This window comes from Acinetobacter sp. WU_MDCI_Abxd143, assembly GCF_025514195.1.
GTDB classification, from domain to species: Bacteria; Pseudomonadota; Gammaproteobacteria; order Pseudomonadales; family Moraxellaceae; genus Acinetobacter; species Acinetobacter pittii_H.
On the sequence record NZ_JAHPTH010000005.1, the window covers coordinates 151,625 to 164,470 of the forward strand.

At 40.6% G+C, this 12,846-nt stretch carries 9 protein-coding genes and 1 riboswitch; of the genes, 8 read left to right on the top strand and 1 reads right to left on the bottom strand.

What is annotated here, in order from left to right; genetic code table 11:
* Positions 1 to 115 precede the first annotated feature (115 nt).
* From aceE to KTI79_RS11925, 4 genes are all read left to right on the top strand, one after another.
* Positions 116 to 2,833, top strand: a complete 2,718-nt coding sequence (aceE, locus tag KTI79_RS11910; RefSeq protein ID WP_014207931.1) for a pyruvate dehydrogenase (acetyl-transferring), homodimeric type — start codon at positions 116 to 118, stop codon at positions 2,831 to 2,833.
* Positions 2,834 to 2,835: 2 nt separating this feature from the next.
* Positions 2,836 to 4,821: a 2-oxo acid dehydrogenase subunit E2 gene (locus KTI79_RS11915; protein ID WP_086266271.1), complete on the top strand. Its 1,986-nt coding sequence runs from the start codon at positions 2,836 to 2,838 to the stop codon at positions 4,819 to 4,821.
* Between the two features lie 146 nt (positions 4,822 to 4,967).
* Positions 4,968 to 5,246 carry a hypothetical protein gene (locus tag KTI79_RS11920; RefSeq protein WP_068564549.1) on the top strand — a complete coding sequence of 93 codons (279 nt, stop codon included), beginning with the start codon at positions 4,968 to 4,970 and terminating at the stop codon, positions 5,244 to 5,246.
* 36 nt (positions 5,247 to 5,282) lie between these two features.
* A riboswitch (yybP-ykoY riboswitch) is annotated at positions 5,283 to 5,468 on the top strand.
* 15 nt (positions 5,469 to 5,483) lie between these two features.
* On the top strand, positions 5,484 to 6,059 hold the full coding sequence (locus tag KTI79_RS11925) for a TMEM165/GDT1 family protein (protein WP_005804434.1): 576 nt from the start codon (positions 5,484 to 5,486) through the stop codon (positions 6,057 to 6,059).
* Between the two features lie 59 nt (positions 6,060 to 6,118).
* On the opposite strand, the gene KTI79_RS11930 is transcribed toward KTI79_RS11925, so the two are convergent.
* The gene (locus tag KTI79_RS11930; protein WP_086266270.1) at positions 6,119 to 8,275 is read right to left on the bottom strand and encodes a TonB-dependent siderophore receptor; all 2,157 of its coding nucleotides are present in this window, start codon (positions 8,273 to 8,275) and stop codon (positions 6,119 to 6,121) included.
* 228 nt (positions 8,276 to 8,503) lie between these two features.
* Here KTI79_RS11930 and KTI79_RS11935 point away from each other — a divergent pair, with 228 nt between their 5' ends.
* The 4 genes from KTI79_RS11935 (at position 8,504) to glmM (ending at position 12,846) form a co-directional block, all read left to right on the top strand.
* Complete coding sequence (locus tag KTI79_RS11935; protein ID WP_086264722.1) at positions 8,504 to 9,301, top strand: MBL fold metallo-hydrolase; 798 nt, start codon at positions 8,504 to 8,506, stop codon at positions 9,299 to 9,301.
* Positions 9,302 to 9,391: 90 nt separating this feature from the next.
* Complete coding sequence (locus tag KTI79_RS11940) at positions 9,392 to 9,757, top strand: YkgJ family cysteine cluster protein (RefSeq protein ID WP_086264723.1); 366 nt, start codon at positions 9,392 to 9,394, stop codon at positions 9,755 to 9,757.
* A gap of 135 nt (positions 9,758 to 9,892) precedes the next feature.
* Positions 9,893 to 11,359, top strand: a complete 1,467-nt coding sequence (gene guaB / locus KTI79_RS11945; protein WP_086264724.1) for an IMP dehydrogenase — start codon at positions 9,893 to 9,895, stop codon at positions 11,357 to 11,359.
* A gap of 149 nt (positions 11,360 to 11,508) precedes the next feature.
* The gene (gene glmM, locus KTI79_RS11950) at positions 11,509 to 12,846 is read left to right on the top strand and encodes a phosphoglucosamine mutase (protein ID WP_086264725.1); all 1,338 of its coding nucleotides are present in this window, start codon (positions 11,509 to 11,511) and stop codon (positions 12,844 to 12,846) included.

A 12,846-nucleotide genomic window follows, 5' to 3' on the forward strand; every position in this document is an offset into this window, starting at 1 on the left:
ACTATTCATTCAGAAAATAATAGGGCCCCCTCACATTCACCCGAGGCAATAACTTGAAAGGGGTAAAACGTGGTAAAAATACAAAGTAGATTAGAGAACAAGGAACAGGTGAATTATGGCGTTTTACGGTGACTCCGACGCACAAGAAACCCAAGAATGGCAAGATGCATTCGATTCAGTTTTACAACATATGGGAACTGAACGAGCGGCATTCTTGTTGGAAAAACTTTACCAACAAGCAATTGCTAAGCATGTTCCAATTCAACGTCTCAATACACCTTACTTAAATACAATTTCTGTTGAAGAACAACCTGCAATGCCAGGCGACCAAGATATGGAACGCCGTATTCGTGCATTGATTCGTTGGAATGCCTTAGCAATGGTACTTCGTGCGAATAAAACAGGTGATGATTTAGGTGGACACTTGGCGAGTTTCGCATCAAGTGCAACATTATATGACGTAGGTTTTAACCATTTCTTCCGCGCAAACAGCAATAGCTTTGGCGGAGATATGATTTATTATCAAGGGCATTGTGCTCCTGGTATTTATGCACGTTCATTCCTTGAAGGACGTTTAACTGAAGAACAGTTAAGTAATTTCCGCCGTGAAGTTGGCGGTAACGGTTTACCAAGCTATCCGCATCCATATTTAATGCCTGACTATTGGCAATTCCCAACAGTATCAATGGGTCTTGGTCCAATCATGTCGATTTATCAAGCACATATTCAAAAATATTTGATGAACCGTGGCTTGATCAAAGAAGAAGATCGTAAAGTTTGGGCTTATCTTGGCGATGGTGAGATGGATGAGCCAGAAAGTACTGGTGCAATTTCACTTGCTGGTCGTGAAAAGCTTGATAATCTTATTTGGGTTGTTAACTGTAACTTACAGCGTCTAGATGGTCCTGTACGTGGTAACGGTAAAATCATTCAAGAGTTAGAATCTTTATTCCGTGGCGCAGGCTGGCGTGTAATTAAAGTGGTATGGGGCCGTCATTGGGACCCACTTCTTGCAAAAGACACCTCAGGCGCTTTGAAAGCGGTAATGGAAGAGACAGTTGATGGTGAATACCAACGCTATCAAGTGAAAGGTGGTGCATACACGCGTGAGAAGTTCTTTGGCAAGTACCCGGAAGCTGCGGAACTTGTAAAAGACCTAAGCGATGAAGACATCGATAATCTCAACCGTGGTGGTCATGACCCTTACAAAGTGTTTGCTGCATATGCAGAAGCAATGAAAGCTAAAGGTCAACCAACAGTTATTCTTGCGAAAACTGTTAAAGGTTACGGTTTGTCTGAAGAAATTGAAGCGGTGAACAAAACTCACCAAATCAAAAAAATGCAGATTGACTCTTTGAAATATGTACGTGACCGTTTCAATCTTCCATTTACAGACGATAAGTTAGAAGAGCTTCCATTCTACCGCCCAAGTGAAAACTCTCCAGAAATGAAGTATATGAAGGCGCGTCGTGAAGCGTTAGGTGGTTACCTACCTGCACGTCGTAAAGAGAGTGAAATCTTAGCGATTCCTGAATTATCTGTATTTGATGCTGTATTAAATGGTTCAGGTGGTAAAGAACAATCTACCACTATGGTGATGGTTCGTTTAATTGCTTCTTTACTCAAAGAAAAAGCAATTAAAGACCGCGTAGTACCAATTGTTCCAGATGAAGCACGTACTTTTGGTCTGGAAGGTATGTTCCGTCAGCTCGGTATCTATGCTGCTCACGGTCAAAAATATACCCCAGAAGACCAAGAACAATTAATGCATTACCGTGAAGCAAGTGACGGTCACATGCTACAAGAAGGGATTAACGAAGCTGGTGCGATGAGTGCATGGGCTGCGTTGGCAACAAGTTATTCAACGAATAACTTGCCAATGATTCCAATGTATATGTACTACTCAATGTTCGGTTTCCAACGTATTGGTGACATTGCATGGGCAGCTGGTGATGCGCAAGCTCAAGGTTTCTTGTTGGGTGCAACTGCTGGTCGTACCACATTGAACGGTGAAGGTCTACAGCACCAAGATGGTCATTCACATATCTTGGCGAACACTATTCCAAACTGTGTATCTTATGATCCATGTTTTGGTTATGAGTTAGCTGTAATCGTGCATGACGGTTTAAAACGTATGTATGTGAACCAAGAGCGTGTGTTCTACTACTTAACTGTAATGAACGAAAACTACGAGCATCCTGCAATGCCTGAAGGCGCTGAGGAAGGCATTAAACGTGGTATGTACTTGTTCGAAAAAGATGAAAAAGCAACTGTCCAATTACTTGGTTCAGGTGTGATTCTTCGTGAAGTGATCAAGGCTGCGAAAATCTTACGTGATGAATACCAAATCCATTCAAATGTTTGGAGTGTAACAAGCTTCAATGAGTTGTCACGTGATGGTATGGCATGTGAAGAATACAACCGTTTACACCCACTTTCTGAAGAAGTGAAAGAATCTTGGGTATCTAAACAGTTACGTGGTACAGAAGGTATCGTTGTTTCAGCAACAGACCATATGCGTGCTTATAGCGAACAAATCCGTGCGTATCTTCCAGATGGTCGCCCATTTGTTGCATTAGGTACAGATGGATACGGTCGTTCAGATACACGTGCTAACTTACGTAGTTTCTTTGGTGTTGATGCTGCACATATCGTTGTTGCTACTTTGAAAAAATTAGCTGACGAAGGTGAAGTGGACGCACGTTTAGTTAAAGACGCGATTTCTAACTTTGAGTTAGATACTGACCGTCCAGTGGCATGGGCTCCTCAAGCGCATCCAGAAGTTCAGGCAGTTGCTGAATATAATGAAACGCAAACAGGTGAGGGGAACTAAGCATGCAAATTAAGACCCCTGATATTGGTGTAGACAAAGCAGTTGTTGCTGAAATTTTAGTAAAAGTTGGCGACAGTATTGCAGAAAATGACAGCCTTGTTTTGCTTGAGTCAGATAAAGCCTCTGTTGAAGTGCCTAGCACTTCAGCAGGTGTTGTAAAAAGCATCTTAATCAAAGAAGGTGATAGCGTAACTGAAGGTACGGTATTGCTTGAACTTGAAGCTGAGGGTGCTGCACCAGTAGCTCAAGCAGAAGAAGTTCCAAAAGCTGCACCAGCAGCTGAACAAACGGCAGCACCTGCAGCGGCTCAACAGCCCTCAACTGCTGCTCAACCAGCAACGGCAACAACTAGCCAAGTGGTTGAAGTTCAAGTTCCCGATATTGGTGTTGAAAAAGCACTAGTTGGTGAGATTTTAGTAAAAGTTGGCGAACAAATCGATGTTGAACAAAGCATCGTTGTGGTTGAGTCTGACAAAGCAACTGTAGAAGTACCAAGCAGTGTTACAGGTACTGTAGAAAGCATTCAAGTTAAAGAAGGCGATACAGTTAAAGAAGGTGTTGTTCTTATTCAAGTAAAAACAACATCTGCATCTAGTGCGCCAGCTGAGGCACCTGCTTCTACAACAGCAGCTCCGGCAGCAGCTACACCAGCTCAACAAGAAACTGTAGCATCGACTGCTACTCAATCTGGACCGGTTGATATTAACGTTCCTGATTTGGGTGTAGATAAAGCAGTTGTTGCTGAAATCTTGGTTCAGGTTGGTGATAAAGTTGATGTAGACCAAAGCCTTGTTGTGGTTGAGTCAGATAAAGCAACTGTGGAAGTTCCAAGTACTGTTGCGGGTATTGTGAAAGCAATTCACTTGCAAGCAGGCCAACAAGTTTCACAAGGCGTATTGCTGGCAACAATTGAAGCTGAAGGTCAAGCACCTGCTGCTGCACCAGCGGCAAAAGCAGAAGCAGCCCCAGCTCCACAGGCAGCAGCGCCTAAAGCGGCAGCACCTGCTCCGACTCAAGCAGTATCTGCTCCAGCTTCTTCTGGTAATGATAAATTAACTAAAGAACAAGAAGCCGAAAACGCTAAAGTTTATGCAGGCCCTGCTGTGCGTAAGCTTGCTCGTGAGCTTGGTGTAGTTTTATCTCAAGTTAAGACTTCTGGTGAACATGGCCGTGTTGTTAAAGAAGATATCTTTGCGTATGTGAAGACTCGTTTAACTGCGCCACAAGCTGCACCAGTTGCTGCGGCTGCACCAGCAGTTTCAGGTTTGCCAAAGCTTCCTGACTTCACTGCGTTTGGTGGCGTGGAAGAAAAAGTACTGACGCGTTTGCAGCAAGTATCAATTCCGCAATTGTCATTGAACAACTTTATTCCGCAAGTCACCCAGTTCGATTTGGCTGATATTACTGAGTTGGAAGATTGGCGCAATGAGCTAAAAGGCAACTTCAAAAAAGAAGGTATCAGCCTGACGATTATGGCATTCATTATCAAAGCGGTTGCGTATTTGTTGAAAGAAGAGCGTGAATTCGCAGGTCATCTATCTGATGACGGTAAATCAGTGCTCTTGCGCAATGAAATCCATATGGGTATTGCGGTAGCAACACCTGATGGTTTGACAGTACCAGTACTACGTAATCCTGACCAAAAATCAATTAAGCAAATTGCAGTTGAATTGGGTGTGTTAGGTCAAAAAGCACGTGATAAGAAATTAACACCGAAAGACTTGCAAGGTGCGAATTTCACTATTTCAAGTTTGGGCGCAATAGGTGGTACAGCATTTACACCACTTGTGAACTGGCCGCAAGTTGCGATTTTGGGTATTTCACCTGCAACGATGCAGCCTGTTTGGAATGGTAAGGACTTTGATCCACGCTTAATGTTGCCATTGTCATTGTCTTATGACCACCGTGTAATTAATGGTGCAGATGCGGCTCGCTTTACTAATAAGCTTACGAAACTTCTTAAAGATATTCGTACTTTATTAATCTAATATTTTTAAATGAATCATTAAAACCTCGCTTCGGCGGGGTTTTATTTTGATATTTAATTTAATTGGTTTTAAGTTAATCTAAAGACGAAGAATGAAGTGTTGAGAGAGGAGAAATTTCTCGTTATTAGGTAAAGGAGAAAGAATAAATGGTAGGATTTTTAAAAATCATGGTGCCGATCCTATTAATTGTATTTTTATTAATGGGGCTGTGGGTGAGTATTTTACACTTTCCTTGGGAATGGATGACCTACGTTGCAATGGGCTTGGAAGTATTTGTAGCAATGCTTATTTTGCCATTTGAATTTCAATCTCAGCACGTAACTGGCATTAATAATTTTGGATTTATTAACTTAAGTATTTGTTTAGCTTTACTATTGGGTCTAGGACGATTGTTGGTTTGGGCGTGGATAAAATTTTTTGCCTGAATGTTTGAAAAATAGAACTACTCGAATATAATAAACGCATACTTCATTGGGGAGTAGCCGCTATTCATTTCTAAATGAATAGGTGATGATCAACATAATTGTTCAACAGAACATGGTCATCATAGCTTAAACGTCTCATCGTTTCCGAGTTGGCAAGACCTTTGATTTACCACTCTGCAGATATTTGGCTAGCAGGAGGGGTAGGTCATGGGCATTTATGCTAGCCAGAGAAACGACATGCAAGAATTTCTGATTTCTACTTCAATTGTTGCCCTCGCTGAAATGGGCGATAAAACTCAATTATTGGCCCTTTTACTGTCTGCACGTTTCCGTAAGCCAATCCCTATTCTTATTGCGATTCTTTTAGCTACTCTAATTAATCATGGTATTTCTGCTGTACTTGGACAGTGGATCACAACTGTGCTGAGCCCCGAAATTTTAGTCTGGGTTCTTGCAGCTGGCTTCATTGGTATGGCTTTCTGGATGCTTATTCCAGATAAGTTAGACGATGAAACGGATAGTATTAACAGATGGCAAAAATTTGGTGTTTTTGGTGCTACCTTCATCTTATTTTTCTTAGCTGAAATTGGTGACAAAACCCAAATTGCAACAGTCGCTTTAGCTGCACGTTATGACAGCATTTTTTGGGTGATGTTAGGTACAACCTTAGGGATGATGATTGCCAATGCACCTGCTGTATTTATTGGTAATAAATTGGCTGAACGTTTATCTATCTCACTTATTCATAAAATTGGTGCTGCTATTTTCTTAATTGTAGGTATCTCTACTTTAGTACAGCATTATTTTTTCTAACGCATTTTAAGCTGCGAAAAAAACGCACTCAATTCGAGTGCGTTTTTTTATAGGTAATTTTAATAGTTAAATTTCACAGTAAAGTTAATTTGACGGGGGTTACCTAAAGTCACCATATTTTCATTTAAGGCACCTGCATAGTAATCTTTATCGAATAGATTACGGATCGCTAGTTGAGCACCCCAATGTCCTGCATCATAGCCAGCTTCTGTATCAAATACGGTATAGCCTGGAATATGGACATCTAGCTTATCCATAGTTTTATAGGTTTCACCACGGAACCCACCGCCGACATACCAACCAAGTTTTGAGGCAGGATCAAATTTATAACGAGCCGACAGACTGTAAGCATGCTCAGGAATATTGTCGAGTGCTTTTCCTACATTGCTCGCGTTTGCATCTTTACTAATTTCAGCATCAATTGTGTAGGTATAGGCAGCTGTTAATTTCAAACCTTCTAAAATTTCTGCGCTGAGCTCAGTCTCGATACCACGAGTTAACTGCTCGCCACGTTGTACTTTATATCCACTATTCGCAGTATCAGTGACTAAAACATTTTGACGTTTTAAGTCATACCAAGCGATAGCGCCTTGAACTCGTTGATCTGGGCTTTGTAATTTCATTCCGACTTCAACCTGTTTCCCTTCTTCAGGTTTGAACGGATTGTTATTTACATCAGTACCGCTATTTGGGGTAAATGAAGTAGCGTAGCTGACATAAGGAGCCACAATGTCATTAAGGGTATACATGAGAGAAGCACTACCTGTGAATGCTTCATCTGTTTGTTTACTCGTATTGCCAGTCACCAAACTTGTAGTTTGAGTTTGCGCCCAGTCTTGACGACCAGATAAGCTTAAAAGTAATTGGTCATTAAGCTGAATGCGATCACGTAAATAAAGTCCTAAATATTTGAGACGGTTGATATCACGAACATTTTGAGTCAATTTTACATTTTGTCCGTAAACGGGATCATAGATATTTAAATCGCCAATATCGTATTTATCATTGGTGTAATCACTTTTTTCCTGAAAAGCATCTACGCCAATATTAAGGTCGTGTTGCATACCATATAAATCAAACTGTTTATTGAAACGGTTATCGATGGCAAAGCTTAAATTATCAATAATTTGGTGGCGGCTATTATTTTTACGGCTAATGGTTGTGTAGTCGATTTCACCTTGTTTGTTTTTTGCCCAAAAGTTGTTACCCGTGCGAGCAAAGACAGCAGTACCATCCATTTCAGTTTTTTGTACGGCAAAGTTCTGATTAAAGTTCCAACCGTTATCAAAAGCGTGTTTAAAGGTATAACCTGTACGGTAAACATCTGCCTCATATTTACCAAAATTAGGATCGCCAATATATAAACTTCGGTTTATAGCGCCGTTAGGGTTATCTTTTAATGTACCAATGACAGGTAAACCTTGTTGACGAATGTATTCGCGATGCTGATAGCTTGCGATGACAGAGAGATCAGTGTTATCCCCTAAGTCAAAGTTATAAGAGGGGGAGATGTAGTAATTTTTAAAATACACATAATCTGTTGGGTCATCTTGATCCGAGATACGACCATTTAAACGGAAAGCACCTTTTTCACTATTATTAGGACTATAGTTTAAATCGAACGTACCTTCTTTAAGATTGTAGCTGCCATAAGTCATAGTGGCCCGAGCAAAGCTTTCAGCTTGAGGGCGTTTAGTCACTAAGTTGACCATACCTCCTGGAGCAACCAAACCAAAATTAATAGATGCAGGCCCTTTTAAAACTTGTACCTGATCCATGCCTGATAACTCAGTAGCAACATACGTATTTTGGCCTACTCTTAAACCATCTACATAAACTGAATCAGAAGAAGTTTGTCCTCGAATAACAAAATCATCCCAACCACGACGACCAAGTTTCCCAGCTTCTACGCCTGCGACACCTTCAAGGGCATCTGCTAAAGTTCTTGCTTGTTTTTGGTCGAGCTGTTCGCGGGTTACTACCGAAACCGACTGAGCAGTTTTAAATAAAGGTGCATCTGATTTTAAGGCAGAGTTTGCTTTCGTTGCGACATAAGGTGAAGTGCTTTCTTTTTGTGCTTTAACAGAAATCGTGGGGAGAACACTGGTTGAATTTTGTTGTTCTGTTATTTCTTCAGCATGACTTGCTGTCATCGAAGTAAAAATAGCAACTGCTAACAATGTTTTTGATGTTGAAAAACGGAAGGGTTGATTCATGGGAGGCCTAAGCAGCACAAAAAGTAAATTTGATAATGAGAATTATTTTAATTTATTGTGGGTTAATTTTAAATAACATTGTGATTCATTTATAAAATAAGAAAAGCAAAATCAATTTTAAAATATTATTAGAAAAATAAAGTAGTTTATTGCAAGAGCTACTGAATCCCTTTATTTTAGTATGGATATAAAAATATCTAATATTTAAAGTTTTTTTTGGGGAATTTTATGGGGTTTGAAAAAACAACATCACAGATATTATTTGATAATGGCGTACATAAATGTATTAGTTTTACCAGTTTGGTCAAAGGGGAAGGCATTCAAGCCAATCAATTTTTAATTATTGATCATGAACGCGCTGCTGTAATCGACCCAGGTGGCGATTTGACCTACGTTCCATTAACGATGGAATTAAATAAATATACACGTTTGAAAAATCTGGACTATGTGATGGCCTCGCATCAAGATCCGGATATTATTACTTCAATGCCACGCTGGCTGGTTTATACCGATGCTAAAGTCGTTGCATCAAAATTATGGGCACGTTTTTTACCGCACCTAAATTCCTCATTTATGAGTGAGCGTATGAAAGGGAATTGGGAAGACCGCCTTATTGAATTACCCGACCGCGGCCAAGTGATTACTTTAGGAGAATCCAAGCTTGTGGTATTTCCCGCTCACTTCTTACATTCGGTGGGTAATTTTCAGTTTTATGATCCAGTTGCCAAAATTTTATTTTCTGGCGATATGGGTGCCTCGATTGTTGAAGATGCTAATCAGCCTTTAAAAGATTTCGATACCCACGTTATGAAAATGAAGGCTTTTCATCAACGCTATATGTGTTCCAATAAGGTTATCCGTTTGTGGGTTAGCATGGTGCGCCAAATGGATATCGAGATGATCGTTCCTCAGCATGGAAGTCCATTTATTGGTAAAGAAATGGTCAATCAGTTTTTAGACTGGATTGAGACCTTGCCATGCGGCGTAGATTTAATGAATGAGCAAATTTTTAGCTGTCCAACTTAAAAAATGAGGTCCATTATCTTGAGTCGGAATTGAAATTTTTTTAGTATTTTTCGTCGCAGAAAAATTTTTGATGACGAGAATTTGAATAAAATGTTATCTCAAGTTGCGACTCCAGATGAGTGCCTACGCTGTGGGGCATGTTGTGCACATTTTCGGGTTTCATTTTACTGGGCTGAGGCCGAGTTAATAGATGAACATCTAGTTGAACCTTTAACACCTGTTTATTCTTGTATGCGTGGAACTAACCGGGTTCAGCCACGTTGTCAGGCTTTGACAGGTGAAATTGGTAAAGAGGTGGGGTGTTCTATTTATGCTGTACGTAGTTCTACCTGTAGAGAAGTGCAGGTGGGAGATGAGCAGTGTAATAAAGCTCGTTTGGCGCACCAGCTTATTCCTCTGATTCGTGTTAACCCAGCCGATTCTGAGAATGATCATGACTATGATCAGGTGAGTTAAATATGAGCTAACACAATAATAAGTGGGAAATATTTAGAGCAGGCAAATATCTATTGCTGAAAAAGGCAAAGATAATATGAAAATTGCATTGAAATTTGTTTATAATAGCTCACGGAATTTACCAGTGAGATTGTTATGCTGACCATCGTTCAAGAAGCGCTAACCTTCGATGATGTCTTATTACTTCCTGCCTACTCTACTGTTCTCCCAAAAGATGTCTCTTTAAAGACACGTTTAACTCGCGGCATTTATTTAAATATCCCATTAGTTTCAGCGGCAATGGATACAGTGACTGAGTCACGTATGGCGATTGCGATGTCACAAAATGGTGGTATCGGGATTTTGCACAAAAACATGGATATTGCTGCTCAAGCTGCAGAAGTACGCCGTGTGAAAAAATTCGAAGCGGGTATGGTGAAAGATCCTATCACTGTAACGCCAGAAACTACAGTACGTGAACTGATTGCAATTACCTCTGCTAATAACATTAGTGGTGTACCTGTTGTTAAAGATGGCAAGGTTGTTGGTATTGTGACAGGCCGTGATACGCGTTTTGAAACCAATTTAGAACAACCTGTTAGCAACATCATGACAGGCCAAGATCGTTTAGTAACTGTACGTGAAGGCGAGTCTAAAGAAAATATTCAAGCATTATTGCAAAAACACCGTATTGAAAAAGTCTTGGTCGTTGGTGAGAGCAATGAACTTAAAGGCTTAATTACAGTAACTGACTTCCGCAAAGCTGAGAGCTATCCAAACAGTTGTAAAGATGATCTTGGTCGTTTACGTGTTGGTGCTGCGGTAGGTACAGGTGCTGATACACCAAGTCGTGTGGAAGCATTGGTTGAAGCTGGTGTTGACGTAATTGTTGTTGATACAGCACATGGTCACTCTGCTGGTGTAATTGAACGTGTACGTTGGGTGAAACAAAACTTCCCTCAAGTACAAGTGATTGGTGGCAACATTGCAACTGGTGATGCTGCATTAGCATTATTAGATGCAGGTGCAGATGCTGTAAAAGTAGGTATTGGCCCTGGTTCTATCTGTACAACACGTATTGTGGCAGGTATTGGTATGCCACAAATTTCTGCGATTGACAGCGTTGCTAGCGCACTAAAAGATCAAATTCCTTTAATTGCAGATGGTGGTATCCGCTTCTCTGGCGATATGGCAAAAGCGATCGGTGCGGGTGCAAGTACGATCATGGTTGGTTCATTACTTGCAGGTACTGAGGAAGCGCCGGGTGAAGTTGAGTTTTTCCAAGGTCGTTACTACAAAGCATATCGTGGTATGGGTTCATTAGGTGCAATGGCGGGAGCAACTGGTTCTGCTGACCGTTATTTCCAAGATTCAAAAGCGGGTGCTGAGAAGTTAGTACCAGAAGGCATTGAAGGCCGTGTCCCATATAAAGGTCCAATGGGTAATATCGTTCATCAAATGATGGGTGGTTTACGTTCATCGATGGGCTATACAGGTTCAGCTGTGATTGAAGATCTTCGCCAAAATGCAAAATTTGTGAAAATTACTTCAGCTGGTATGTCTGAGTCACATGTCCATGATGTAACGATTACTAAAGAAGCTCCAAACTATCGTGTTGGTTAGATTTTCGTAACCAAAACAATGAAGAAAGCCGTCATTACACTGACGGCTTTTTGTTTTTGGTGTAAAGTAAATCTGACGAAAAGAAATATGGCGGAATGGCCATATATGAAGTAAGCCACGGCTGAAGTGGCGTAAAAATGAGATAAGCTATGAGTTATTTTGGAACGGATGGTATTCGTGGAAAATTTGGGCAAATGCCTATTACTCCAGAGTTTGCTTTAAAACTCGGTTTTGCTGCAGGGAAGGTATTAAAACGAACGAGTCCAAAAAATAAGCCACTTGTTGTATTAGGAAAAGACACTCGTTTATCTGGTTATATTTTAGAGTCTGCTTTGCAGGCGGGGTTAAACGCTGCTGGCGTATATGTTCATTTACTTGGCCCATTACCAACCCCAGCAATTGCGCACCTTACTCGTGCTTTACATGCGCATGCAGGTATCGTGATTTCTGCATCTCACAACCCATATTTTGATAACGGGATTAAATTTTTCTCAAGTGAAGGTAAAAAATTACCAGATTCATTGCAGGAAGAAATTAATAAAGAATTAGAAAAAGATTTATTTATTGAAGACACTGCGAACTTAGGTAAAAGTGTCCGTGTAAATGATGCGAATGGTCGCTATATCGAATTTTGTAAATCTACTTTCCCTTACCACTTTGACTTAAATAATTTAAAGATCGTATTGGACTGTGCTCATGGCGCAGCATATAGCGTTGGTCCTTCGGTTTTTCGTGAGTTAGGGGCAAAAGTTGTTGCTTTATATAATGAGCCAGATGGTTTAAATATTAATGAAGGTTGTGGTTCAACACATCCTGAAAACCTACAAAAAGCTGTCGTTGAGCACCAAGCAGATTTAGGGATTGCCTTTGATGGTGATGCTGACCGTGTCGTAATGGTTGATAAGTTTGGTAACTTAATTGATGGCGACCATATTTTATATATTTTAGCGACTCAGGCTCAAAATAAGCCAGCAGGCGTAGTCGGTACTGTCATGAGTAACATGGCACTCGAAGTTGCACTTGAAAAAGCGAATGTTGGTTTTGTTCGTGCTAAGGTTGGCGACCGATATGTATTACAAGCTTTAGAAGAAAATGGTTGGGTTACTGGTGGGGAACCATCTGGCCATATTCTAACTTTAGACAAGAGTACGACAGGTGATGCAATTATTGCAGCCCTTCAAGTTTTAACCGTGATGGTCGAGCAAAATAAAGCTCTTCATGAATTGGTTCAAGATTTTAAATTATTCCCACAAATTCTTGTGAATGTACGTTTAGAACAAATGCTTGATCCGTATTCTATTCCTGCATTGGTTGCCGAGTTTGATAAAGCAGAAGCACAGCTCAAAGGACGTGGACGAATCTTGATTCGTAAGTCAGGAACAGAACCTGTGATTCGAGTTATGGTCGAAGGTGATGATGAGCAAGAAGTGAATGCTTTAGCTCAGCATTTAGCAGATTCAGTTCGTTCACAAGCACAAGTCGCATAA

Excerpts from the sequence above, each read along its gene's own strand:
- KTI79_RS11915 (WP_086266271.1), top strand. The coding sequence starts at position 2,836 with ATGCAAATTAAGACCCCTGATATTGGTGTAGACAAAGCAGTTGTTGCT.
- KTI79_RS11920 (WP_068564549.1), top strand. The coding sequence starts at position 4,968 with ATGGTAGGATTTTTAAAAATCATGGTGCCGATCCTATTAATTGTATTT.
- KTI79_RS11940 (WP_086264723.1), top strand. The coding sequence starts at position 9,392 with ATGTTATCTCAAGTTGCGACTCCAGATGAGTGCCTACGCTGTGGGGCA.
- guaB (WP_086264724.1), top strand. The coding sequence starts at position 9,893 with ATGCTGACCATCGTTCAAGAAGCGCTAACCTTCGATGATGTCTTATTA.
- glmM (WP_086264725.1), top strand. The coding sequence starts at position 11,509 with ATGAGTTATTTTGGAACGGATGGTATTCGTGGAAAATTTGGGCAAATG.
- KTI79_RS11930 (WP_086266270.1), bottom strand. The coding sequence starts at position 8,275 with ATGAATCAACCCTTCCGTTTTTCAACATCAAAAACATTGTTAGCAGTT.
- aceE (WP_014207931.1), top strand. The coding sequence starts at position 116 with ATGGCGTTTTACGGTGACTCCGACGCACAAGAAACCCAAGAATGGCAA.
- KTI79_RS11925 (WP_005804434.1), top strand. The coding sequence starts at position 5,484 with ATGCAAGAATTTCTGATTTCTACTTCAATTGTTGCCCTCGCTGAAATG.
- KTI79_RS11935 (WP_086264722.1), top strand. The coding sequence starts at position 8,504 with ATGGGGTTTGAAAAAACAACATCACAGATATTATTTGATAATGGCGTA.